This is a genomic window from Tateyamaria sp. GN1-10 (assembly GCF_055693845.1).
The window spans coordinates 97,028-122,454 of the sequence record NZ_JBVFUR010000004.1; the positions used below are offsets into that span (position 1 = coordinate 97,028).

Genomic DNA, 25,427 nt, shown 5'->3' on the forward strand with positions numbered 1-25,427 from the left:
TCCGTCGGACTCCCCTGCGGTATTTTCAGCCAGAAGAAACAGTATAGGACGGATTGAGGTGCACTTCTTCGAGGTTGGCACCGTCTCCGATCCGGTCAATCACGGCAAACAGGCCCGGTGCGTGCAATGGCGTGAGGACGCCATGCCAGGTCCCGCGATGCAAGTTGATCGCTTGTCCCGGCACCGTGAGAAAGGCTTTTGGGGTGCCCGGCTTTCCGCCTTCATCCGGGGCTACAATCACCAGAAACGGGTGTTCCGACATCGGTACAAAGCACTGCGACCCTTGCGGGTGCCGCTCCAAAAGATCGAACGTGTAGGGCAGGCTGCGTGGTTCAGCCTTGAACAGGCTCACACCAGCACGCCCATCACCGAAATCCAATTGCGCAAGATCATGATAGCGCCCGCATAGTCCTGCATTAATGATCTTGTCGGGGTCGCCTGCGCAATCCAGCACATCACCAAAAGGTGCGAATGCCTCCGTTGTTAGCGGCTGCGCCTTGATCTCAAAGCGGGACATGCCGATTCACATCCTTGTAGAGCAGGTAACGAAACGGCCCATCGCCAGTCGCAATGCAAGCCTGCGGGCAGAACGCGCGTAGCCGCATGAAATCGCCGGGTCCCACGCTCACCCAATCCTTGTTCAGCAGGTACTCCGCCGTCCCTTCCAGCACGTAAAGCCCATGTTCCATCACATGTGTCTCGGCAAAGGGGATACGCCCGCCGGGCTGGAAATTCACGATGTTCACGTGGCAATCATAGCGCAGGTCGAGTGGATCAATGAAGCGTTGCGTCGCCCACAGGTGTCCGCAATCGGGCATCGGGGCGGCGGGCACATCCTGATCATGGGTCACCACCACATCGGGGGGACTCAGACCAGCACCGACCACGTATTTCTTGCGGATCCAGTGCAGGCCACAAGCCTGATCCGACCGGTTCCACAACGCCCATGGCGCACCAGCCGGGATGTAGGCGAAACTGCCTGGGCGCAGCTCATGCAGATCTGCCCCCACGGTCAGGTGCGCATGGCCATGCGCCACAAACAGCACAGCTTGGGCGTCTATGTCCGGCTCGGGATCATTGCTGCCCCCCTCGGGCGACAGCTCAACAGCGTATTGCGCAAAGGTCTCGGCAAAGCCGCTTAAGGGCCGCGCCAGAATCCAGGCCCGCGTGCCGTCCCATCCCGGCAGGAAAGACGTGACGATGTCCCGCTGAACCGAGGCGGGGATAACGGCATAGGCTTCGGTAAAGATAGCCGTGCTTTCGGGGTTTTCGTTCTGGCTAGGCAAACCGCCGGGGGGAAAGGCATAGGTCATTCCATCGCCTCCAACCGTAACCGGGCGATACGTTCAACCTGACGACAGGCCTCGGCCATCTCAACACTCGTCTCATTGCCGATCCGCCGCTCAAACGCGCGCAAAATGCCCGCCTTGTCGTGATCCTTGACCGCGATGATGAAGGGAAAACCGTGTTTTTCGTTGTAGCTGGCATTGAGCCGCTGGAACGCCGCCCGTTCCTCATCTGTCAGCGCATCCAGACCCGCACTTGCCTGTTCCTGGGTACTCTCAGCAGTCAAACGTTTGGCCGCAGCCAGCTTGCCCGCCAGATCGGGGTGCGCACGCAAGACGTCCAGTCGCTTGTCCTCGGACGCCGCGCGAAACACCCGGCACAACGCATTGTGCAGCCCCTGCGGGGTGTCGTGGGCTGGCGCTAGTTCGAGCGCATAAACCCCTTCGGCAATCCAGGGCGAATGCTCGAACACGCCGCCAAATGTTTCAACAAAAGCGGCGCGATCCAGATGAATCCACCCACGCTCAGGCTGGGGCGGATGAACCTCGGCCCAATGCGCCGCAATATCCTGCCGGCGTGCGCACCACACACCCTCATGCCCCTGCACGTATTCGATAAACCGGCGCAGCGCCTGGACCCGACCGGGCCGTCCGATCAAACGGCAATGCAGACCCACAGACATCATCGCAGGCCGCCCCGCCGCCCCCTCGGCATAGAGCGCATCAAACGTATCCCGCAGATAGGCAAAAAACTGATCGCCCGCATTGAACCCCTGCGGCGTGGCAAAGCGCATGTCGTTGCAATCAAGCGTGTAGGGAAGGATCAACTGGTCGCGGGCACCGATCCGAACCCAATAGGGCAGATCATCATCATAGGTGTCGCTGATCCAGTCCATGTCCCGCTCTGCCGCCAGCCACACCGTGTTCACCGAACAACGGCCCGTATACCAACCGCGCGGACGCTCTCCCGTCACTTCGGTATGCAGTGCAATAGCCGCGTCCATGTCCGCCGCCTCGTCCTCGACCGAATGATCCTTGTAGTCGATCCATTTCAGACCGTGCGACGCGATCTCCCAATTGGCCTGCTGCATCGCCTCAACCTGCGCAGGCGAACGGGCCAGAGCCGTCGCCACGCCATAGACGGTCACCGGCACACGCGCTTCGGTGAACAGCCGATGCAACCGCCAGAAGCCGGCACGCGCACCGTAGTCGTAAATGGACTCCATGTTCCAATGCCGCTGCCCGGGCCAGGGTGCTGCGCCCACGATCTCGGACAGGAACGCCTCAGAGGCCGCATCACCATGCAGCACGCAATTCTCGCCCCCTTCCTCGTAGTTCAGAACAAAGGACACGGCGATGCGCGCGCCACCCGGCCACGCCGCATCCGGTCTATCGGCCCCGTGGCCATGAAAATCGCGCGGATACCGCGGTGGCAACTCGGCCATGGACTTCCCCAGACAATCAAGGTGAGATGTCGCCAATCTGCGACCAAACAAGGCAGGATGCAATGGCAGCCGGATACCTCACCACCCATGTCCTCGACACCGCGCGCGGCATGCCTGCCCCGGGGATCAAAATCGCGCTCTACCGCGTGTCGGGCAACAGCCACAAAAAGATAGCCGAGGCCGTGACAAATGCCGATGGCCGTACCGACAGTCCGATCCTGCCGCAGGGCAAGGTCAAACAGGGGCACTATGAGCTGATCTTCTTCTGCGGAAACTACCTAGATCAGCACGGGCTGAGCACGGACGAGGTCAAATTCCTCGACCAGGTGCCCATCCGGTTCGGCATCACGGATGACGAGGCGCACTACCACGTCCCTCTCCTACTCTCCCCTTACGGATACTCGACCTATCGCGGCAGTTGAGTAATGTGCTGAGCAGGTTCAAAGTCTGAGATTTGAAAACGACTTGAATCCGATGAATGAGGTTCGGCTTTGCGGACAACCTGCCGTTGATGCTCTCGGCTGGAACGACCAATAATGAACACGTCAGTTTTGTTTGCGCATCCGGATTTAACATTGGCCTTTCCAAAAGGATTGGCTGCTCCGATGCAGTCAGCGGAGTGTGTAGATCATTCGATGTTTCCGATGGGATGAGTTTTAGGATTTCGCTCTGAAGTACTAAGTGTAGTCACTTGAGCCGGCCAGGCGCTATCACGTCGTCGAATTTTCTTTCCGCCGAGGCGAAGAATGTGAATGGTATGTGCGTTTGACGTTTCGATGCTGCGCCCAGACATTTGTCATGTCCGCCGACATCGACAAGCTCATTTTGATAGCGCATGGTACAACCGAAAGCAGATTATTCTCGGGTATTGATGCGTTGGTTCGTTTTGTTGTGGTTTTAATGAAATACCCGTTTTTTGGCTTCAATATCTTAAATTCTGAACTCTTGGTGATACCATGGCGACACTATTCTCTAACGACAGACTCAAACAGGGTGAGGTTGCACGCCTATTCCCGGTTCTTTCGACCACTTCCAAAGAGGGGCGCACTACGTCCATAGTGCTCGCTTGTCTTGCGTCAGTGCAGGAGTTTGGTCGGGATCTGCTCAATTCTGTCGGTCAAACGATGGGTGCGAGAGGCAAAGTTCAATGTTTTACGGAAGTCGTCTTTGCCACTGACGCTAACGTGGCGGATCGTCCAGATGGATTGATTGTCCTTAGCAACGGGTCGAAGGTATGGACTGCTCTCGTAGAGGCAAAGATTGGTGCTGCCACCCTCGACCCAGATCAGATTGAGAAATATCGTCGGCTTGCCCAGGACAACGATGTCGATTGTGTTATCACCATCTCAAATCAGTTCGCGACACAACCGCAGGATCATCCGCTGGAGTCGGTGCGAAAGAGCCGGTCACGAATCCCCGTGTACCATTGGTCGTGGATGCATGTTTTGACGGTTGCGGACTTGCTTTTGAGCAATGAAACAGTTGCAGATGCGGATCAATCCGTACTGCTTTCCGAACTGCAGCGATTTCTTACACATGAGAGCGCGGGTTTGCGCGGCTTTGATCGGATGCCGGCTGAATGGTCGGAACTCAACAAGCTTGTTTCCAGCGGCGGCGGACTACCTGCGAAATCCCCACTTACTTCACCCGTGGTGGCGGCCTGGCATCAGGAGACACGGGATCTTTCGTTGATCCTTACACGAATGACCGGAGCGCGCGTGTCCGAGCGTATGACGCGGAAGCAAAAGTCAGATGTCGCCGTGCGGTTGAACGAGGCGGCGGCGCGTTTGCGTGAGTCTCTTTCTCTCGGCTGCGAGCTTGTTGTTCCAGATGCTGCCGCGCCTATAGAGGTTCTCGTCGACATTCCCAGAAGATCTATCGATGTCGGAATGTCATTGCGGGCGCCGGATGACCGCAAGTCGACATCTGCGCGCCTGAATTGGCTTCTGCGGCAGATCAAGATCGACGACGTCGACAACATTCATATTCGGTTTCAATGGCCTGGAAAAAGCGAGGCGACCCAATTCCCGCTGACGGAGTTGCGGAACGAAATAAAAATCGCGGAGCAGGGAAAACAACATTTGAGTCCGACTGGATTCCATATATTTCTGTCTAGGCGGCTTGGTACGCGATTTACTCAGCAAGCGAATTTTATCTCCGACCTCGAAGAGATCGTCCCGGACTTTTACGGACGTATCGGATCTTCACTCCGCGCCCACCAGCGCAAGGCACCGGTTATTCGGTCTGATCGATCGCAGAGCGGTGACGTTACGCCAGAAGCACTGTCTGAAGAGGCCGAGGCGGAACGATCAGAGTTCGCGCCCGAGGGGGAACAGGATTGATCACTGACCTGGAAGGCGTCGGGCATTGGATGGTGGATGCCATCCTGGTGTTTGCGGAGCTGCTGACCGAAGACTGGGTTCCTGGCCTTGTCGCTGCGACTTTGATTGGCGCTGCGATCATTTTGCTGGTTTGCATGACCTGGACATCCATGCGGCAGAGAGTAGCAATCGACAGTGTCGCAAAACAGGTCAAGGCGACAAGCGACGCACGGCATTTCGCATCTCGGTTTGCGGAGATCAGCCGACATTTTCAGGGGCAAAGATCAAAGACCCGCGGCCCAATCAATCAAATAGCGACAGCTTGGGGCGAATACCGTGAAACTGTAATCGAACCATCGGAAGAGGGCGGTGAAATCCAGAATACCATCCGCCCTGGGGTCTTTTTCAATACCAACAGCCTCGGCTTTGGCTTGAGCGGTTGGAAGTTTTGGCCGGGGTTGTTTGTCTCGGTCGGATTGCTTTTGACTTTCCTCGGGCTTGTCGCGGCGCTTCAACAAACGAGCGTGACATTGGGTGAAGCCAGCCGGGGGGCGGGTGAGCAAGCCATGGCGGAAGCCCTAAATGAGTTGCTCACCGTCGCCTCGGCAAAGTTCATTATGTCTCTGACTGGGTTGCTTTTGTCGATCGCGTTGATCCCGATTACCCGTGCCTTGGATGCCCGTGTGGAAGCCGGGGTTACCGATTTGGCGGCAGCACTTGAGGATCGACTTCAATTCGTGAGCCTAGAAAATCTCGCGCAGCGACAACTGGATGAGGCAAAGGAAACGCGCGCACATATGCAGAAGCTGAATGCGGAGCTTATAGAGGCTCTTGTACGTCCTCTGGCAGACGCTGCGCAGACTGGAGGGAACGAGGCGGCGCGCGTGATGGAAAGCGTGGGGCGAGAAATGGCCGAGAGCCTGTCCGACACGGTCGCCGACGCCAGCGAAAAGATGGCCACTGCTGCGACCGGTATGGCCGAAACAACGGCTGGGCTGGACGCCGTGTCTCGCCGCATCGAGATGCTACTGGGCCTACTTACCTCGGCAAGCGAAGCGCTGGCTTCTGCTGCATCCCCGGTCGCGCAAAATCTGTCGCAAACCGAAGCGATGACGCGCACCATAGCCAATTCGGGAATTGAGATGGTCGAGCAGGCAAGTGTCTCGATGGAGCGGCAGGCAGATGCGGTTTCGGCCGCTGCGACCGCCATTCGGGAACAGGTTGATGCATTTGAGGAACGTGCCAAGGCCTATGACCAGGATATGGCACGCGCGCTTGGAAGCTATCGACAAAACCTCGATGCGGCAGTGTCTCAGGTCAGCAAATTTTCGGGCGATGTCCACAAGGACTACGCCGAAGCACTCACCACCTTGCGCGCGGTTATTGATGGTGCCCGCTCCTTTGAGCCGGCAGCGGAAAGCCCACTTGACGCAGGCGGGCAGCCATGAGGGGCGGGTATCAGAAGATGGTGCACACGGAAGACGAAGAAGAAAGCGCCTTTGTCACCATGACCGATATGACGGTCAGCATCCTCTTCATTCTGCTTATTCTTCTCGCGTTCTTTGTAAGTCAATTGCGCCCTGAAGCGGATGTAGAGGCGGGTTCGCTCGTTGAAGACGTGGTGCGGCTGGAAGAGGAAAACAAAGCGCTCCAGGCGGCGTTGTCCAACTTGGCTGAAAACCCTGACGTAGCGGTCGACGCCATGAGGGAATTGGCGCGGGCCGAGCGTGAGATGGCAACGCTGCGCGAGGAGCTGAAGACGACAGAAGAGACGCTTGTTCAGCGGGCTAGGCTCGAAAGTGAATTGGTGGTGCTGCGCAGGCGTTTGGCGGCTCTCGATCAGGATGTCATTGATCCGCTTCAAAGGTACAATGCCGAAGTTGCATCCGTGCGTCGACAACTGCTGGCTCGATTGCGATCCGACATCAACGACGAGTTTCCCGAACTGCAGGTGAGGTTGAGCGGCGCAGAAGATGCGTTGCAATTCGTGGGAGAGGGTCTCTTTGCATCTGGGAGCAATGCGATACCGGAAACGCGCCGACCTATTGTTCGCCGGATTTCCGAGATCATTGACGATGCTCTGCCGTGTTACACACTCGGTCCTCGCTCCGCGTTCTCAGAGGTTTGCAATCCGGGTTCAGCCATCGTCGAGGCATTGCTTATCGAAGGACACACTGACAGCGTTGGATCGCTTCAATCCAACGTCTCGCTTGGTGCGCGTCGCGCCGCGGCAACGTATGCCGTCATGATCCAGCATCGTAACAGCTTGGTTGAGCGATTGAACTTGCAAGGACAACCAGTTTTGTCAGTTGCCGGTTACGGCGAAGATCGTCCTGTCGCGTCCAACGAGACTGGGGAGGGCAGAAGCTTGAACCACCGTATTGATCTGCGTTTCATCATGCTTTGACCATCGCGCGTCGACGACATCGCGCGCATTTCAAAGGCGTTGAAGTCAGGAGAAGCTATGCCAAGCGATACCAGATGACTTTGCGAGACAATATCACGGCGCTCTCGGCAACGTTTGCAGCGTTCAAGGCAGAGCCCGAGGACCTTAAACGGACGTGCGAGGACATTTCGCAAGCGTATCCCGCGCCCGGGCATGTGCCAAAGGCAGAGGTCGCTGCGCTCGCCAAAATTTGTGCTGGACGTATTGCGTCCCAGGACTGGTCCCTTGCGGCAGAGGCTGAAATCATTCCCCTTATGCGGGCGTTGTCTTTCGGCGATCTTGCGGACCAGCCCGGATTGAGGGCATTCCTGGAACGTGAAGCAAGGTTGAGCGATCGCCCGAACATCGTAAACGCCTATTTCGAGGTTTTTCTGGAGGGCTGGCAACCCGACGCGCCGAAAACCATCGAAGCCGCTCGAGTTCTCTCGGACCGTCGGGGCAACCACCCAAACCCGATGGCGCAGCTGATTGAAGCGACACCGGAGCTCCTTGATCCTCAGCACGGTGCGGAGACCTTGGCACACAAGCTCTTTGCCTCTGATGCCCCCTATGAGCTCATGCAGACCTTGGGTTACTCCGAACCTCATGGTCCGGGATTCGTCAAAGCGGTGGGCGATGCGTTTCTGCGTTCACATCCACAACCCCGGGACAAATCTGCAGCTCAACGCTTAATGGGCTGGTGTCGGCCTGCGCCAGGCGTTGGGATCGGTGACGAAGGCATGGTCAATGCTCTAGATCCGCTGCTGTCACCTTGGCAGACTACTGCGCCAGCGAGCGAGATTCAGGATGTTCTTTTGGCCTGGATCATTGAGGAGATCGGTGATCCCAGGAGGCCAGGGCATCAAGGCCTCTGGCCTCATATGCGCAAGGCCAACCGTCGCATTGTGCTGTCATGGCTCGCTGGACGCAGCATCGAAGCCTTTATGAATGTCATTTCGGCGGTCGAAGACGCCGGGATGTGGCGGGATAGACGAGACTTCTGGCTAGGGCTCTTCAGGGAGGGCGTAATACAAGAAGCTTGGGTTGCGCTGCATCCGGCAGCGCAGGAGGAGGCGGATCGCATGCTGCAAGCAACTGAAGACCCTTCTTTTGCGGCTTATGGGCGACAAGACGGCGCGCGAACAAGAACTTCATTGCTGATTATGAAATGTGGTGACCAGATCGTGGTTGAAGGCTCGCAAAACTACCGCGTTCATGTTTTCCGCGAGGACTTTCCCGGGCGGCCGGAATTGTATGGTCAGAGTTACCGAGATCAGAATATCACGCTCCCTCGGCAGCCCGGACGCTAAGTTATACTGGCATTGGGAAAGAAACGGTCGACGGGAAACGGTCCCCAGGACTGGGGCCTTTCTGTTCCCAGATTTGCCAGAAGAACGCCGCCGCATTCCGGCAGCCATTTTCGACGCCATTGCTTTGGTGCAGGAATTCAATCCTAACGCGACTTTGGCAACGCACTGGCAGACGCTGGCCCGTTTTCGACAAATCCTTGGAGATAGCGATACTTCCGTCGCACCAGACAGGTTCCTCGCCGATCTCAAGATCATCTCCATTCCGCGTATTGGTCTCGATGTCCCGGCAGACGACCCAGCAGCTTTCCGACCCGTCCCTATCGGTCCGGATACGAGTATCAAAACAGATAGCAACGTGGTTCTATCAGGTGCGGAACTCGGGGCGTTCCAGTCCGCCGTCTTTGAACGCGGCGCGTTGCCATCCTATCGCATTGGTGAAGGGTGTTTTGCCGTGATTGACAAGAGTGCCGCCCCGGTACTTGAGGTCGTCGCGGACGCCATGCAGGGCGATCCGGACGCGCGAGAGCGGTTTGTGAAGGAGGCACCACGGTTGATCGAGGAGGCCCTTGAGCGGCACTTTCTCCAAAGCGGCGCGATCACCGCGACGACGACGCCCGAAGATGCGGCAGAAAGGATCGCCTTCGCATTGACAGATGGATGGGCGGAAACCTCGACTTGGTCGAGCCGTGTCACCGGTTTGGGCGTCGCGCCGAAACTCGAAATGGAACTTGGCGTCGGTTCGGGCCTGCCATGGTTGCCGCCTTCCGTCGCGGTCACGATCGGGGAATTGCTTGGGGCTATTCCCGACGACGATCTTGAAACGGTTATTGCTCAGCTGAAGCAAGCTTTCCTGACTGGCGAGGAATGGCTTCTGTTACATGTCGGCGAGGTGCCTGTTCAACCAGACATTCTTGAGGCACTGGAGCGCCGTCTTGCCATGAGGGCAGAAGATGCCACCTCCGAGACAGACTCCAGAGATGCCATTCTTCCACTGGTTCATGACAATCTCTTTGACTTGGATTTTATCGCAGATCGCGCACCCCGATCTTGCAGCGATCGCGCTTTGCCAGCAGGTGTCACACAGACACTAAAACCCTATCAGAGGTCGGCCTTTGACTGGCAGGTCGATGCCTGGGCAAAGGGCATGCCCGGCGTATTGAATGCCGATGAACAGGGACTTGGCAAGACAGTGCAGACCCTTGCGTTCGTCGCCTGGCTCACCAAACTCATGCGTGAAGGAGAGGCGGAAAGCGCCCCTATTTTGATCGTGGCACCCACCTCACTCTTACAGAATTGGCAGGATGAGATCGAGAAGCACTTGGCACCCGGTAGTCTGGGTCCTGTTCACCGGCTCTACGCCACCGCGCTCTCCCGCTGGAAATCGCGGCGCGGTACGGATATCGGTGACGGGGCTGAGCATCTCGACCTTTCTGAACTCGCGGGTCGGACTGGTGTTGTGATTACCACCTATCAAACGCTGGCAAACTATGCCGTGAGCTTTCAACAGTTGAGCTTTGCGGCGGCGGTCTTTGATGAAATGCAGTTCGTAAAGAACCCCAGAACACAGAGGGCCATCGCGGCCAAGGGTGCGCGCGCGGATTTCAAGATTGCGCTGACAGGTACGCCTTTAGAGAATCGCGCGCAGGATCTTTGGTCGATTGTTGACTCAATTGCGCCTGGTCCCTTGGGCGCTCTGTCTGCCTTCAACCGCCTGTTTGAGCGCCCCAGCACGACACGCTTGCACCAGCTACGCGACGCGTTGTTCACGGCGCGAGACGACGCGGCGCCTCTTTGCCAGCGTCGGACCAAGGAAGAGGCGGATCCATCAATTCCAAGCAAAGTCAGGTTGCTCCATGCGCGTGCGATGCCACGCATACAAGCAATGCGCTATGACGAAGCACGTGCCAAAACCGGTGGCATTCTTCAGGTGCTGCAGCATATCCGCCGCGTTTCGGCTCATCCGGGCATGGTCGAGAACGAGCTTACCAATGACTTCATCGGTGCCTCCGCACGGACGGAGATGACGCTTGCCATCCTGAAACATGTTCATGATCGGCGCGAGAAGGCGCTGGTTTTCGTAGAAAACCGCGATCTTCAGGCCTGGATGGCAGAATTGATTAAGATCGAGTTTGATCTGTCGGAGGTTATGACCATCAACGGAAATACGCCAATTGAAGACCGTCGCGCTATAACCAGACGGTTTCAGCGCGATCGGAATGGAGACCAGTGCTTTGACGTCTTGTTGCTAGGTCCGCGTGCTGCCGGCACAGGTTTAACCCTAACAGCGGCAAACCACGTAATCCATCTGACGCGTTGGTGGAACCCGGCTGTCGAAGAGCAATGCAATGATCGTACTCACCGTATCGGCCAGGAAAGAGATGTTCAGATACATATTCCGCTTGCTATACACCCGGGCCTCGGCACCGCCTCCTTTGACTGCTTGTTGCACAGATTGATCACTGGAAAACGAAGTCTGGCGGCAGATGTGCTGCAGGCTTCAGAGATTTCGGAAATTGAGCTGAAGAAACTATACGCTTCGGCCATTTCAGGTGAAGTCACCAACGATCATCCAATTACGGAAGATAGAGTTACCTTGATGGATCGCGATGATCTGGAAATCGAAGAGATTGCCCGGGATTTGCTCCGCATTTCAAGTTCGAATTGGTATGGGAACATACTTGTTTCTACCGGCGCAAACCTTGGTGCTCTCGAAGGTTGTGTCGCATCCGATACCATCGCTGCAGTTTCTGTCGGAGACAAAGGGGAACCATGGTCGTCAACCGTACCGTTGAGCCGCTTGCCGATACAGACACTGTGGCCGGATTTCGGCCTACCGCATTGATGCGTCTCGTTGTGTTAGCTTGGTTTTCAGAACCCGCGTAGCCGGATTACTGGCCGTTGCATGATCCCCCGAATGGCCGCTCTAGTGTGCAGCACTGTAGCGACCGAGCTGTCGGTCAAAGGCAGCTCAGGGCCGCCCGTGTGGGCGACCCAGACATGTTAGATTTCAATAGCTTCCGCAATAGCCAACGCGTCCTCAAGTTCGACGCCGAGATATCTGACCGTACTATCCATCTTGGTGTGGCCTAGAAGGAGCTGAACAGCGCGAAGGTTGCCGGTCTTCTTATAGATTTGGGTAACCTTGGTACGTCGCATAGAGTGCGTTCCGTATGCGCTGGCCTCTAGGCCGATTGAGGTGACCCAATCCCGGACAATGCGGGCATACTGGCGGGTCGAGATGTGCAGGCGCTCATGGAAGCGGCCCGGCCAAAGGTACTCCGAGCCAACCATGAGCTCGTCTTCCATCCACTTCTCGACCGAGGCGCGGGTGCCTTCCGAAATCTCGAAGCGCACCGGTTTCTGCGTTTTGCTTTGTAGAACGGAAGCGCGTTCCTTGATCTGGCCAGACGCCATTACATCCACGACTTTCATCTTTACAAGGTCACAGCCTCGAAGCTTGCTGTCGATTGCCATGTTGAACAGTGCTAGGTCACGGTGGTTTTCGGCTAGTTCGAGACGAACCCTGATCGCCCAGACGTGTTTTGGTTTCAAAGGTCGCTTCTGGCCTACGATGCGCCCCTTGTTCCAGGCGGGGCGAAGCGCGCGAATGACAGGTAAGTTTGGTGTTTCCATGACTGATCCTCCGATCCGCCATGCCCTCCCACAACGACAACCCGAAGTTGACAAGGCACCGTATCACGGTCTTGCTGCGCTTCACCCTAGGTCCGGATCACCCTATCCCGCGAGTTCACGTTTCGCGCAGCCTGCGCTCTTAGCGTAGAACATCCGGCGAGCGTTTGATTTCTGATGCTGGCTTGCGGCGGCCTAACACGCTCTGGACAAAACGGCCTTGTTTCCTTGCCGTATTCACTCAAGCACGGAAACTGCGCGGTCATGGCTCAAGAATCGCGATGTTGAGGTGGTGTTGTCCAAATTGGCCTTTTGTTCACTTTGGTCGAGACTCAGCATCGACAAAGCCGTACGGTCGTCATCTGAAGCGATGTGATCATGCGTCTATCAATGCATGTTCATGCATCGCTTAATCCCGCAGGGAGCCAAATCATCACAAATCTTATCCAGATCGTTTATGTGTCACAGCCGTTTGGGTTCGACGAGCCGACACTGGCAGGAATTTTGCTAGATGCCAGACGCTGTAATAAGCGGGATGACGTGACTGGCGCGTTGGTTTGTCGACATGACATCTACCTTCAACTGCTAGAAGGTCCGGAAGATGCAGTGCGCGCAGCCTATGCACGGATTTGTCGCGATGATCGTCATGCTGGGGTCAAAGAACTCCTGAATCTCAAGATACAAAGTCGATTGTTTGCAAGTTGGGCGATGCTTCATGATCCTGCGAAGACTTGGATTTGGACGGAAGAAGAGATCGCAGATGCGGCACTTGATCGCGCAGAACCAGCAGAAATCATAAAAGTATTCAAAGACCTATCGGATCGATCCGGGAAACCGGCTGTGCATTGATGCAGACCCTTCTCGCATCGACGCAGACGCGAACCATGATTTGTAAATGGTGGGCGGAATGATGGGTGTGCACTCAGTGCCCGATGCGTTTACGACGTGGGAATGTGATCGCATTGTTGCGGCAATCGCCAAAATGCCCGCCGACGAGGCGCTGCTTGTGGGCCGCAATCGGGATCACAATTTGCGTAATGCGGAACTCGTTTGGATGGACGATGTCGGAGACCTCAGCTGGGTGATGACCCGGTTGATTGAGCTTGTTAGTCATTCTAACAACCAACAGTTTGATTTCGACGTGCGTGAATTTGCGGAAAGCCCGCAAATTGCCAGTTATGATGCGGCCAAAGAGGGACATTTTGCATGGCATTCTGACATTGGTCATGGTCCCGCTGCCGGTAAAAGAAAGCTCACACTTGTTCTTCAATTGAGCAATCCTGACACCTACGACGGGGGTGACCTGGAAGTCAGGCCAAGTGCTCAAGTCCTCTTGGCCAATCGGGCGCAGGGATCAGCGAGTGTGTTTCCTAGCTTTGTGCTGCATCAAGTAACGCCGATCAAGCGGGGCATTCGGCGTTCGCTGACCGTCTGGGCGCATGGCCCTCCGTTTCGTTGAAGGCGGCTCGAAGAGGTCAAAGTCACAGAAATCATCGGCCCTGTTGGGCAAAAGTTCACCTCAGCTAGCATTGCAATTGAGGCGGTTGGCGATTAAGTAGAGTATACGAAGTTGCGGTATCCTTCGGCAAAGGCGCATCGCCTGCCAAAGCCAACTGCAATTATCTATCATCAGAATTTGATTGTCACATGCCGGAACAGGGATTTGACGCTTGGGACGGTTGCCGGCTGATTGCGCATGATCGCATCGCCCATGCGTCATGTTGTTCCGACTTGGCGGCCCGACGTACCAGAGATTTGCGCGCGGGCATTGATTGCGCGTTGTCGATCAAACGACCTCGAAACGGCTCTGACAAAATGTTTTGTCAGAGCAAAAACAGCGTGGCGGCGCTTTCTCCGTCAAAGGATTATTAAATGACTTTTCCTGAATGGACGAAACCCGGCATCTACGGTGCTGTGGGTGGCGCAATTGCGGTTTCTATCCTCGGATTCACTTGGGGTGGCTGGATGACCAACGGCAGCGCCGAAACCATGGCAAACGACATGGCATCTGATGAGGTGACGTTAGCAATGGTTCCGGTATGCCTCAACATGTCAGCAGCTGATCCAGAACGCACAGAGAAGCTCGCGGTTCTACAAGAAGTCTCCGGCTTTGGCCGCCGCAATGCAATGATGGAAACGGGCTGGGCGACCCGCCCCGGTTCGGATACGCCAGACCGAGACCTCGCGGATGCTTGCTTGGCGGGGCTTGAGTTGGATGGATCATAATTCAAAAGCGTCGCTGCATTCGTCATCAAAAGTTTGCGGGACACCTATGTTGGCGGACGCTCGAATGCTTTGGATCGTTTTCATAGGCCCCGTTATTGCTCTGCTACTCTTTGCAATGCCGGCCATTGCCCAAATCATGCCGGAAAACGCCAGCGCAAAGAGCTATGGCGACGGTTGGGAATGCAACGTTGGGTACCGCGCGATCGACGAGACCTGTGCAGCTATTGTGGTCCCCGAAAACTCCTATGAGACAAACCGCACCTATGGATCCGGCTGGGAATGTCATCACGGATTTCGCAAGGTCGATGAAACAGCCTGCGTTGCAGTGGTTGTCCCTGATGGTGGGTTCCTGGACCCTTCAGGCGAACGCTGGCGCTGCCTGCGCGGATTTCTCAAAGTCGACGATGCTTGCCAAGAGGTCGTCGTGCCTGAAAATGCCTATCTGGTGGATGGAACCTATGGGTCTGTGTGGGTATGCGAACGCGGGTTCGAGCAGGTGGATGACAGTTGCTCCGCAATCGCGGTCCCGGTCAACGGATATCTAAACGGGTCCCGCTACGGTCAACCCTGGTCATGCGAACGTGGGTTTTTCGAACAAGACGGTCTTTGCGAGGCCGTCGATATCCCGGAATTCGCATATTTCGACGGTGCATCTTACGGCGAGGGATGGAAATGCCAGCGGGGGTATGAAGTTTCAGGTGAAGGATGCGAAGCGATTAACATGCCCGCCAACGCCCATCTCGACAGGTCTGGGAACCGTTGGGAATGCAACCGGAACTTCCAAAAGTCCAAGGGTCTGTGCGTTCTCAAGAATTGAACGCCGCGCACCGCGAGATCCACATCAATATCCTGTCGAGCAACAGTCTCGCCATCAAAAGGAAGATACGATGAAATCCGAAATCCAAACGGTAGATACCGTTCGCCGTCCCGCAAGGGGCGCCCAAGCGCCCCCCGTGATCCTTAACGCACCAGCACAATCATCTTCGCTCACTCAAATCCCGACAGCAGTTGTCTACTGCGAAGGTAACTTTGCTAAAATTGACGGTAAGACGGCCAACGGCCTTGTACGCCATTCAGAGGCCTACAGGATTGTTTCGGTCATCGACAGCACCCATAACGGCCAGAACGCCGGGCTGGTTCTTGATGACGTGATCAACGATATACCAATCCTCGAAAGCCTGAACACCGCTATCGCCCGCGAAACGTCTATGCCTGATACCTTCATCTATGGCATGGCCCCCTCAACAGGGCGGCTTTCGCCCGCTGATCGTGCCGTCGTGCTGGATGCGATCACGCGGGGTATGAACATCGTCAGTGGCCTGCATGAATACCTCAGTGACGATCCCGAAATTGCACAAGCCACATTGGACAGACAGGTCACCATCCGCGACATCCGCAAACCCAAGAGCAGCAAAAACATGCGCTTGTTCGACGGCAGTGTCGCGGACGTCAATGCGCTACGCATCGCTGTTCTGGGGACCGACTGCGCCATAGGAAAACGAACCACTGCGACGGTCTTGGCGCGCGCCCTCAATGCAAAGGGCATCAAGACTGTGCTTGTGGGCACAGGCCAGACGGGTCTGATGCAGGGGGCAAAATATGGCGTGGCCATGGATGCCGTCCCGCCCCAATTCTGCTGCGGCGAACTTGAGGGTGCGATTGTCGCCGCCTCAGAGGCGGAACAACCCGATGTCATTTTGATCGAGGGCCAAGGTGCGCTCAGCCATCCGGCGTTCTGTACATCGGCCTTCATTCTGCGTGGCAGCCAACCGGACGCCGTCATACTTCAGCACGCACCGAAACGCGCCCATCGCTGTGACTTTCCCAACATGCCAATGCCCACCCCAGCAAGCGAGATTGCTTTGATTGAGGCGTTTGCCGATACCAAGGTCATTGGTGTCACGCTCAATCACGAGGGTATGTCCGAAGCCGAGATCACAGACACGATTTTCGCACAAACCAAAAAACTCGGTCTGCCTATGACTGACGCGCTCAGCCGACCAGCGGCACATTTGCTTGCGATGGTTGTTGCAGCCTATCCCGGTCTGCAGCAAGGAACACCCGTGGCCGCGATTTGAGCTGCCCTCGGATAGAAGTTGATCTGCGCAAACTGCGCCACAACACACGAACCGTTGTCGAGCGATTGAAAGGGCGTGGTATTCGGGTGACTGCGGTGACCAAAGCGGTGTGTGGGCATCCAGCCATTGCACAGGCCATGCTTGACAGTGGCGCTTCGGGCTTGGCTGAGGCGCGTTTGAGCAATGTGAAGCGGTTACGCCAGACCGGCATGACATGCCCAATCACATTGATCCGGACGCCAATGCTGAGTCAGGTCGATGACGTCGTGCAAGTCTGTCACGCGAGCTACAACACAGAGATGTCTGTGATAGCAGCATTGGCCGCTGCTGCACTCCGACAAAACAAAGTTCACGGTATTATCTTGATGGTCGAAATGGGTGATCTGCGCGAAGGGATCATGCCACAAGACCTTAGACATATAGGACAGCAGGTCGTGGACTTGTCCGGTGTGGCGCTGAAAGGCATCGGTGCCAACTTCGCCTGTCTGAGTGGCATGGCCCCTACGGCTACCAAAATGCAGGCCCTGACTGCACTTGCCAATGAAGTCGAGGGGCGGTGTGGCCCGTTCCTTGAGACGGTATCTGGCGGCAACTCTGCAAATTTGCCTTGGGCGTTCGGCTCGCGCGCTACCGGCCGGATCAACGATCTGCGCCTTGGGGAAGCAATACTGCTTGGCGTCGATCCGGTCACCCAGGAACAGATTGGTGGTTTGTTTCGAGACACCTTCACGCTTGTCGCCGAAGTGATCGAAACCGACACCAAGACAGTGAGCCCACTTGTAAGCACCGCGGATCACGCACCGGCAATAATTCGGCTCGTTCCTGCCACCTCAGAAACGACACGGATCATTCTTGCCCTTGGAAACCAAGACATGGATGTGGCCGGGCTTTCGATGCCTGCTGGCAGTACACTTGTCGGTGCGACAAGCGATCATCTCGTCATTGGCACGACAGATCAGAAGCTTCGCGTTGGATCGGAAATGCGGTTTCAGATGAACTATAGCGCATTGATGCGCGCCATGGCCGCGCCTGACATTCAAACGAGATCTACACAATGACCGGCCTGGGTCACAGGCAAACGATGCCCATGGCCCAAAGAAACACCTGGCATTGGTTTGACCGACAGCGTTGGGACCCAACAAAGAGAAACCATGGAGGAAATTATCACTTGGCGAAACTAACAAAAACAAGCGTGTTCAAGGCTCAAACTCCCAATGCCGAAACACCATTGGACAAGACAACCCGCATCGTTCGCAAGATGGTCGAAGAAGAGGCCGAGCAGCGCCAAGCCAAGAACGACCGTCTTCGCAACGCGCGCCTTGAACGAGAAGCCAACACTCCGACAAAGCCGTCGCGTTAGGGGCGTAGGAAAGGTTTAACCAAGGTGACCACATCGCGACAACCCAGGTTTTGCCCGCATCTTTCAATCTGCTTGAGCGACCGGACACACCAGAAGGAATTTGCCAATGACGCACGCAGACGAGAGCACAACAAAAGTTCACTATATCTGTCAGACATACGTGGAACAGAAGCCAGGGGGCGACGGGCACACGAGCCTGAAGATTGGCAAACAATTTCAGTATTCCACGGCAGCAGATGCTCAGAATAGAGCGGAACGGGAAGCCCAGTCCGAGGATTGTGCCGGTGCCGATGCCTATATGATTAGTGAAGACCCAGTCAGTGGTGAGGTCGGATCACCGAGCTTCCTTGTCAGGCTCGGGAATGTCCCGGAAACCGATGACTACTAGCACTATGCTTATGGCTTGGGATCGTCCACGACGCATCCCACGACCATTGGCCGAGTTCGTCCGCAGTACAAATCGAGCATGCGCAGCGAATGGCAGCAGTGCGGGCTGCGACCGCAGCATTCAATGATCACGCCGAAGGTCCGGTATGGGCCCGAGAGTGACGCGGGTCGGTCTTCCAAAACCCGGAGATGGCGCACCGCCCTCATGCCTCGGGATCAAACCAGGGTGTGAATTTTTTGAAACTCGCACCAACGGAAAGGAGGTACTTCGATCTGCATTTGAGCTCTCAGCCTGCCTGCCGTTTCTTACTTTACCATGAAAGCCACGCCTGAAAGACAAAAATCGCGCAACTTGAAGTGAGACCGGCGTCATATAAGCAAGGGAAACAAGCAGTGCCCGTTGGGCGCGCCGAGCCTAGTGGATCCATATCTGGGTTTGTCTGTGGCCAAGCCGGTGCACACCGCACGGACGACTGGAATCCCAAACTCCGACCTGGAAAGATTGCAAAGTGAATACCGGAATCTTTGCGATGACAACCCCATGAGGCTGTCGGACGTTTCTTGAAATTGAGGCGCGTTTTCAGTCACTTCTCGAAACCAAAGATCGACAAGCTGATCGTTGATTGCGCGTCGTTGCATCAATCCGATTTCCGTTTGTTGAAGTTCAAGGACCGCCGATCTTGACGCCAAACTTTGATCCGTATTAGCTGCAAATCCCAAGGCGATAGACTTGCCCGAAGGCTCCCAAGATGCGGCGACCACAACATGACGAAACAGATCGGTGGAAATGTCAAAAAGACGGACCAAGCGCCGTCTTGAAGCCAACAGTTTGGAAATGGTTGGATCAGACAATGTTTCGTCCAGCGGCAAGGGTGTCGCCGGCTTGCCGCCATACCACCAGAGCCCGATTGCATCTCGTTCGAACACTTCCAACAACGCCCGCACTGCAGCGTCTTTGAAAGTAGCTCCAGCAGCGCACCCACTCGTCGTTGCAATCCCAATCGCATTCGGGTCTCCGGCCTCTCGACGTCCTACCAAGACTAGATCTGCCGGTATGTAGACTTCTTTTTCGTCATTTGTTCGTGCGGGAAACCAATCAATGCGTTCCGACATCGTCTGTTCCCGCGGATGCCAATCAAAATCACCGAACGGACCAGAGTTCCAATCATCGCGGTGATGGTATTCTGCTTCTGAAAACCCGAGGATTGCATAGGCCGGAATGGCGCTCTCCCCTAATTCCCTTTGGCTTGCAAAAACAAGATCTTCATTGCCCCATACGCACACACTGGCCAATTCAATGGCTTCACCCAAGCCACTTATGCGGCACTGATCGCGAGTCCATCCTCGTCCTGCAGCCGCGCGACCGTTCTCGGGGCGTGCCGCTGCTGGCCAGTTGGTCCACCGTTGAAATGCTCGCTTGTTCGGCAGACAAAACTCAAACTTCCCTTTGTAGCCATCAGGCGTCGCATCGATAAAGTCGAAATACTCGGCGAGTTCCGAAAATGGGTTTAGAATAGAATACATAGGTACTTCACTGATTGAACGCGCGATTGCTAGCTTGCAGGACTGAAATGGTATCCAAAGACGATCAAGAACCCAAGGAAAGCCAGACACACAGAGCAATGATGGCGGTCCTGTTTGCGGATATGGTTTCATTTTCGCTTAAGATGGCCCGCGACGAGGAAGAGACGATCGCAAGACTTGAGGCGCGTCTTGCGCCGGTCCAAGACATGGCTGCCCACACACAGGGTCGGATTATCAAATCCACCGGAGATGGATTTCTTGCGGTGTTTCCGACTGCATCACAGGCGATGGACTTTGCGATTGCCTTTCAAGAAGACGCAAATGCGTCGCAAACGCCGTTTCGCATCGGGGTTCATTGCGGAGAGGTCATGCTGCGGGGGTCCGATGTCTTCGGCCACGCGGTCAATTTCGCATCACGGATCGAGTCTTTCGCCCCCGATGGTGGCATTTGCGTGTCCCATGACGTGTTCCTCCTCGTACGCCGGTCCAGGAATGTCCGATTGCAAGCGATCGGCGCGCGGCGGCTGAAAAACCTAGATGGCCACCACATGCTCTATCTGGTTGACGGACCAAAGCACAATCAGCGCATTGACTCGACCCACCGGATCGATATTGGCACGATTGGAGGACTGAAAGTTGTCCAAGGCGACGGTTCGTCAGGCCTCCAGATGTCTACCCTTTCAATGGCTGTCCTTGCCTGCCTGTCGCTAAGCCCAGGATGCTCGGAAAGTGTCTCGCGCTTGGCTTCGATCATTTCCCCAGACACACCCGAGGTGGTGTTGCAGGCAGCGAGCGAGCTACAGGCGCAATCGGGCGATGTCCTGGACATCTCCGGCGGAGTTGCACGTCTCGACATGGACAGCGTGAAGGTTGATCTTCTTGAGGCCGAAGAAGCACTGAAACGCGGCAACATCGCAGCATTCATGGTCCGAGATTTGGCCTGGCCGGATCGACTTCTGATGGGATTGGAAAGCATCAGTCCGCAATTCATGGCTTGGCTGGAAGTAACCAGAACAGAGTGGAAGGACCGATTGGCCGCGCTGCTAGAGACTGAACTTGAGCGCCTTGACGATGAAGATTTGACGATACGCGATGTTGCAAAGGCACTGTTGATCATCGAGAGCGCCCATGAACATGCCGCACGGCGTCTCATTCGAAGCCAGGTCAAGGCTGGGAATCTTGGTGCTGCGCAGAGAGTTTATGACACACTGAGCGGCGTTCTGCGGGAACGCTACAGTATCGGCCCTCGTCCAGAGACCACCGCAGCGTTGCAGGGTATGGGGACCGCCAAAAAATCTGTCTCGCCGGCAACCGCGCACAGTCGGGCTGTTCCGCTACGTCTTCAAGTGCGCCAGGTCACGTCAACCCGGGAGGATTTGCTGGATCAGGCTGTCGCGTTCCGATCGGAACTGATGGCGGGTCTGGCCTGTTTTCGCGGTTGGTCGGTTGTCGAAGGGGTGCAATCCAGACATGCGGAAGACATCGGATCAGATTATGCCGTGACGATATCATCGTCTGCTGGTTCTACTACTCAAATCCAAATCGGACTGTCAGAGATCATGACGGGCCGGTTGGTCTGGCAGGATTTGGTGCATGTCAGCGTGGGGCAAGTCGAAACCGCGCGGCGAAAGGTCGTTGGTCGGATCGCGGCGACGCTGGAAGTTTTCATCACGACGGACCGGACTTCTATCGGCACCGAACAAGGAGACCACCAGGTCGTGGACGAATGGCTGCAGGCGGAGCGGTTGATCGGTCGCTGGACGCCGCAAGCCCACGAGGCTGCGGCGGAGATTTTTTCGTCCCTGATCGAGCGGGCACCGACTTACGCGCCTGCCTATGCCAGCCTTGCCAGCCTGCTGAATGTTCGCCATGTGGTTCGCCCAGGTTTGCTGCGCGATGCCCATGCATCGCGTCGCGCACACGGGCTGGCCAATCAGGCCGTCGAACTCGATCCGCTAGATGCACGCAATCAGTTGGCAGTCGGATGGTCGGCCGCGTTGGACGGTTCTTTCGACAAGGCGTCGATCAATTTGGACATGGCAACGCGGCTGAACCCTCACAGCCCTCGCACGCTAATGTCCTGCGCGATGGGGTTCGGATTTCTAGGTGAACATGGCCGGGCGGCGGAAATCCTGGCGCACAGCCTGGACTGCGCGCCGATGCTACTGGATTACCAGTGGTGTTATGCGGCGTCCGTATATCTTCTTGCTGGCAATGCCGATGCCGCGCTTGAAGCCGCGCGCCGGTCAGGCGACGTGATCATAGACAACACGGGCTGGACCGCCGCCGCGCTGGTTCAGCTCGGGCGCCGGAGCGAGGCTGCTGTCGCCTATAGCCAGCTGGTGCGGGATGTATCAGCCAACTGGCATGGCCCCGAACCCGCAACGCCGGAAACAGTGCGCCACTGGTTCGTCCATGCATACCCGTTCCGCGGCGCGGCGGAACGCGATCTGCTGGACGACACGTTGCAGGAGGCGACACTCGGCCTCAATCGCCCGCCGGATAAGGCCTAGAGGCAGCGCCTAAAGGTGATCGTGGCCAGCGTGTATTGAGCGGCCGCATCTATTTCAGCATCTGACCCGCCACCCCTGATGTCATGGATGTCGTCTACAACACCCTCGGTATATAGGTCAGTAGGATCATTAACTGTGCTGCGATCGCCCGGAACGGTAATTGTCATCTTCTTGTTGAATTTCCTGTCGTCGTCCTCAAGAACTGTCAGAACCAGTTTTTCCGTTTTGTCGTAGGTTAGAACGACTTTGTCAGAGCCACGCTTGGAAATTCGCTCGACCCCGACCTCCAAGTCGCTTTCGTTTTTTATCTTTAGCTGGTAATCTACTCCGTCTACGTTCCGGTTGCACCTCTTCAGCGTCCTGAGCACGGCTTGTCGCTCGCTATCTGTATTTTCAAGCTGCTCCGAAAATGTTTTTCCCATGTGACTCATGCCCGCTCGTCTTCGAGTGGTTTTATCCCCAGCACCACCGTAGCAAATTATCGAAGGCATATTTCTCCCTTTCCCTGTTGATTGTGGTCTTAATCTAACTCCCGAATGCGAATTCCACGAACTCGTGCCAACCAAACGCTCCGGGCGCATTCTGCGCCTCCAGCAGCATGAGTCCCTGCTTCTCGGCTTCGCTCAAGTTCAGCACCCCCAAAGCGTCCATCTTGATTGCTGCGTAAGTCGTTTCCATGACCACACGACTGGTGACAGGTCCGAGGTACCCGCCACCCGAGAATGCAACCGCACACTCTCGCAAGCAATAGAACCATAGTGGCGTCGAGTGCGCGAACGCCGCGCCGGCACCGTGCTCGAGGAAATCTTTGAGGCTGTGCGATCCGACATCAGACATTTGAGTCCCACTCAGCGCGGGTGGAAGCTCGCCAGGTGTCCCGGCAAGCGCATTCGCCATTTCACTATGAAACGTCTGCGCATCGGGCAAATCGGCCTGATGACCACGGAGCAGGGTTTGCACAGAGAGGTTTATCTTTTCAGGGTTTTTCATGGACGTGAGAGGCTGCGGGACCGTCTGTGTTCCATCCGAGCACAGAATTTCGTTCACGAGGTGAGCGTCTAGATTTGACAGAGACGAGATCCAAGTCTGCGTCAATGGATCGTGCGCGCACAAAGGAGGTATTGTTTCCGTCGGACGGAGGATTGAAATTGCTCCACAAAACAGGCCAATCTTGCGACAAGCCAAGCTCCGGGGGTGCCGTACCCGGTATGGGCCTGAGCCTGTTATGGCCGTTTCTGTACGTGTGTTTCAGCAGATCCGGAACACTTGCGCCAGTCTGATCACTCCATTTAGGGTACCGGGTTCGGATCATGGAGTGTCCCATCCGAAAACACGCAAAAGAGAATTCGCGCGACACCAGAAATGGATCCAGCCCGACAGAATCTTAAACCGTTCTTTGTCACGTCAGTATAGGCAGCGTTGTCCACAAGTCTGGGCAAGTAATCGTTCAATATGACGTGTTGAAAATGCAAGATCGTCGAGCGTCTCGCAGCCACTTCATCTCCATCAAAAAATTCAAAGAGCCGCCAGTAGAACCTGATGATGGCAACCGTTGTCTGGGCCACGGCCAGATTGTGGTCATTCCGCGCATCCGCAATCTGCGCCTCGCCTTTTGAAGATCGTGGCAAATCCCGAAAGCCCGAACAGTCCTTGATGTACTTATTAACGCTTCCCAGCGATAGGTGCCCCTTAGTGGCTACGCTGGTGGCAAGTGAACGGTTCCCGGCGTCAATGGCTCCAAAGACGCTGTCGAGGTCCAGAGCCGATGTCCGTAAGTTTGTCAGGTTGTCTTCGCTCTGCATCGGTGCCAAGCGTCCGATGTCATGGGCAATGAATTGACCCAGATAGGTGTAGGCGGCAGGAATTTGGGATTCCTGCTGCCGCTGCGGCCAGTCCTTTTGTGACATGGCCTCACCAAGGCAGGCGAGCATTTCTGGTGTGTGAGGTGCAGGGTCCAGCCCAATGCAGAAGTGATCGTAAAGCTGAACGTTTTTCAGATAGTCCCATGGCACGGCCGCTCGCTCGATCATTCCTTGACTGATGGAGTCTCGCAAAACACTTCTTGCTTCTGCGTCCACAAACAGTACGCGGGGGTCCTTGTCGGATTGTTCCAGGATCACTAACGAGTCCAGCATTCCTATGACTTTCAATGCAAGCAATCTTTCCGGGAGATTTTGGCCTGCCTGTCGAACCGCACGTATTGCATATCCATGTTGGCGTGGCATGTAGCTGCCTCTAATTTACAAGCAAATTAAACGAAATCTAAAAAGGAACGAGACAAGGTTACTGCGAGACTGACCAGAGACGCAAGTTGACCATGTTTAACGAATAACAAATGAGGCCGATTTGGTACCCTTGTACCAGTAGTTTTCACTCTTTCGGATCTTTGAACAACGAGTTGACACGAACATTGGTGTCAAAACTTGTTGCCCTCTATCCCGGCTAGTGGCACCGGCGTATCGCATGTGACGCATATACACACCGCTATATGAAATTCCGACTTCGAACTCGCCAGTATGACTCGGGTCGAGCGAACAGTCTGAGGACTCCGAGCTACGCCGCCGTGATGTGAATGCCACGGATGTGGGTCTCGACGATAGAGCGTGCCACGGGCGCGTCGGTCCTTTGCGTCCGCATCTGTGACTTTATTCGGGCCGCAATTTTGCAAACGCAGCGAATGGCCGATTTGACGGACTGCGCCGCAGCATTGTCAACGGAGATTGAAGGACCGGTTTGGGCCCGTCTCTGCCAACGCCAATGTTGGCTGTCTGCGCTTCGCTGATATTAGCACAGGCTGCAGCATACGACACTTTGGGCTGTAAACTGCACCTTCTCCGCCTTCGCTGACAAAGCTTCGAATTGACGGATGAGCCACCTCGTCGCGGGCCATTGCTATCCGCCAGATGACATGTTCATTCATTG

22 protein-coding genes are annotated in these 25,427 nt (G+C 55.9%); 14 read left to right on the forward strand and 8 right to left on the reverse strand.

The genetic code is table 11. The features are described from left to right. Positions 1–25: 25 nt before the first annotated feature. The 3 genes from ACZ1HN_RS02405 to puuE are packed head-to-tail and all read right to left on the reverse strand — an operon-like array spanning position 26 to position 2,731. Positions 26–517, reverse strand: a complete 492-nt coding sequence (locus ACZ1HN_RS02405; protein WP_472726347.1) for an ureidoglycolate lyase — start codon at positions 515–517, stop codon at positions 26–28. Then, entirely contained in the window at positions 504–1,313 is an 810-nt protein-coding gene (locus tag ACZ1HN_RS02410) for a bifunctional allantoicase/(S)-ureidoglycine aminohydrolase (RefSeq protein ID WP_472726348.1), read from the reverse strand. The genes ACZ1HN_RS02405 and ACZ1HN_RS02410 overlap by 14 nt, the downstream gene beginning before the upstream one ends. Next, positions 1,310–2,731, reverse strand: coding sequence for an allantoinase PuuE (puuE, locus tag ACZ1HN_RS02415; protein WP_472726349.1), 1,422 nt, complete (start codon positions 2,729–2,731; stop codon positions 1,310–1,312). The genes ACZ1HN_RS02410 and puuE overlap by 4 nt, the downstream gene beginning before the upstream one ends. A 62-nt stretch (positions 2,732–2,793) precedes the next feature. Here puuE and uraH point away from each other — a divergent pair, with 62 nt between their 5' ends. The 6 genes from uraH (at position 2,794) to ACZ1HN_RS02445 (ending at position 11,629) form a co-directional block, all read left to right on the forward strand. Next, positions 2,794–3,153 (forward strand): hydroxyisourate hydrolase, encoded by a 360-nt coding sequence (gene uraH / locus ACZ1HN_RS02420; RefSeq protein ID WP_472726350.1) that lies wholly within the window; start codon positions 2,794–2,796, stop codon positions 3,151–3,153. Between the two features lie 534 nt (positions 3,154–3,687). Then, a complete protein-coding gene (locus ACZ1HN_RS02425; RefSeq protein WP_472726351.1) occupies positions 3,688–5,073 on the forward strand; it encodes a hypothetical protein in 1,386 nt (461 codons plus the stop codon). Then, entirely contained in the window at positions 5,070–6,500 is a 1,431-nt protein-coding gene (locus tag ACZ1HN_RS02430; RefSeq protein ID WP_472726352.1) for a hypothetical protein, read from the forward strand. The genes ACZ1HN_RS02425 and ACZ1HN_RS02430 overlap by 4 nt, the downstream gene beginning before the upstream one ends. Then, positions 6,497–7,459, forward strand: coding sequence for an OmpA family protein (locus ACZ1HN_RS02435; protein WP_472726353.1), 963 nt, complete (start codon positions 6,497–6,499; stop codon positions 7,457–7,459). Before ACZ1HN_RS02430 ends, ACZ1HN_RS02435 begins: the two co-directional genes overlap by 4 nt. After that, positions 7,456–8,787: an EH signature domain-containing protein gene (locus tag ACZ1HN_RS02440; protein WP_472726354.1), complete on the forward strand. Its 1,332-nt coding sequence runs from the start codon at positions 7,456–7,458 to the stop codon at positions 8,785–8,787. The genes ACZ1HN_RS02435 and ACZ1HN_RS02440 overlap by 4 nt, the downstream gene beginning before the upstream one ends. Continuing rightward, entirely contained in the window at positions 8,693–11,629 is a 2,937-nt protein-coding gene (locus ACZ1HN_RS02445) for a DEAD/DEAH box helicase (protein WP_472726355.1), read from the forward strand. The genes ACZ1HN_RS02440 and ACZ1HN_RS02445 overlap by 95 nt, the downstream gene beginning before the upstream one ends. A 158-nt stretch (positions 11,630–11,787) precedes the next feature. On the opposite strand, the gene ACZ1HN_RS02450 is transcribed toward ACZ1HN_RS02445, so the two are convergent. Next, on the reverse strand, positions 11,788–12,420 hold the full coding sequence (locus ACZ1HN_RS02450) for a tyrosine-type recombinase/integrase (RefSeq protein WP_299602665.1): 633 nt from the start codon (positions 12,418–12,420) through the stop codon (positions 11,788–11,790). Between the two features lie 375 nt (positions 12,421–12,795). Between ACZ1HN_RS02450 and ACZ1HN_RS02455 the strand changes: the two genes are divergently transcribed. The 7 genes from ACZ1HN_RS02455 (at position 12,796) to ACZ1HN_RS02485 (ending at position 18,081) form a co-directional block, all read left to right on the forward strand. Continuing rightward, positions 12,796–13,266, forward strand: a complete 471-nt coding sequence (locus ACZ1HN_RS02455; protein ID WP_299602828.1) for a BLUF domain-containing protein — start codon at positions 12,796–12,798, stop codon at positions 13,264–13,266. 76 nt (positions 13,267–13,342) lie between these two features. Then, positions 13,343–13,876, forward strand: coding sequence for a 2OG-Fe(II) oxygenase (locus ACZ1HN_RS02460; RefSeq protein ID WP_472726356.1), 534 nt, complete (start codon positions 13,343–13,345; stop codon positions 13,874–13,876). 413 nt (positions 13,877–14,289) lie between these two features. Further along, positions 14,290–14,643: a hypothetical protein gene (locus tag ACZ1HN_RS02465; RefSeq protein WP_472726357.1), complete on the forward strand. Its 354-nt coding sequence runs from the start codon at positions 14,290–14,292 to the stop codon at positions 14,641–14,643. Positions 14,644–14,779: 136 nt separating this feature from the next. Continuing rightward, positions 14,780–15,460 (forward strand): hypothetical protein, encoded by a 681-nt coding sequence (locus ACZ1HN_RS02470; protein ID WP_472726358.1) that lies wholly within the window; start codon positions 14,780–14,782, stop codon positions 15,458–15,460. Between the two features lie 70 nt (positions 15,461–15,530). After that, the gene (locus ACZ1HN_RS02475; RefSeq protein ID WP_472726359.1) at positions 15,531–16,721 is read left to right on the forward strand and encodes a DUF1611 domain-containing protein; all 1,191 of its coding nucleotides are present in this window, start codon (positions 15,531–15,533) and stop codon (positions 16,719–16,721) included. Further along, positions 16,718–17,779, forward strand: a complete 1,062-nt coding sequence (locus tag ACZ1HN_RS02480) for an alanine/ornithine racemase family PLP-dependent enzyme (protein WP_472726360.1) — start codon at positions 16,718–16,720, stop codon at positions 17,777–17,779. Before ACZ1HN_RS02475 ends, ACZ1HN_RS02480 begins: the two co-directional genes overlap by 4 nt. Before the next feature lie 110 nt (positions 17,780–17,889). Then, positions 17,890–18,081 carry a hypothetical protein gene (locus ACZ1HN_RS02485; RefSeq protein ID WP_472726361.1) on the forward strand — a complete coding sequence of 64 codons (192 nt, stop codon included), beginning with the start codon at positions 17,890–17,892 and terminating at the stop codon, positions 18,079–18,081. A 756-nt stretch (positions 18,082–18,837) separates the two neighbouring features. Here the strand turns inward: ACZ1HN_RS02485 and ACZ1HN_RS02490 are convergent. Further along, a complete protein-coding gene (locus ACZ1HN_RS02490; RefSeq protein WP_472726362.1) occupies positions 18,838–19,992 on the reverse strand; it encodes a YcaO-like family protein in 1,155 nt (384 codons plus the stop codon). A 47-nt stretch (positions 19,993–20,039) separates the two neighbouring features. Between ACZ1HN_RS02490 and ACZ1HN_RS02495 the strand changes: the two genes are divergently transcribed. Next, positions 20,040–22,505 carry an adenylate/guanylate cyclase domain-containing protein gene (locus ACZ1HN_RS02495; protein ID WP_472726363.1) on the forward strand — a complete coding sequence of 822 codons (2,466 nt, stop codon included), beginning with the start codon at positions 20,040–20,042 and terminating at the stop codon, positions 22,503–22,505. Here ACZ1HN_RS02495 and ACZ1HN_RS02500 read toward each other — a convergent pair. From ACZ1HN_RS02500 to ACZ1HN_RS02510, 3 genes are all read right to left on the reverse strand, one after another. Continuing rightward, positions 22,502–22,927, reverse strand: a complete 426-nt coding sequence (locus tag ACZ1HN_RS02500) for a hypothetical protein (protein WP_472726364.1) — start codon at positions 22,925–22,927, stop codon at positions 22,502–22,504. The genes ACZ1HN_RS02495 and ACZ1HN_RS02500 overlap by 4 nt on opposite strands. Before the next feature lie 103 nt (positions 22,928–23,030). Continuing rightward, positions 23,031–23,495, reverse strand: coding sequence for a hypothetical protein (locus ACZ1HN_RS02505; RefSeq protein ID WP_472726365.1), 465 nt, complete (start codon positions 23,493–23,495; stop codon positions 23,031–23,033). 299 nt (positions 23,496–23,794) lie between these two features. Next, positions 23,795–24,730, reverse strand: a complete 936-nt coding sequence (locus ACZ1HN_RS02510; RefSeq protein ID WP_472726366.1) for a peroxidase family protein — start codon at positions 24,728–24,730, stop codon at positions 23,795–23,797. Positions 24,731–25,427: the final 697 nt, after the last annotated feature.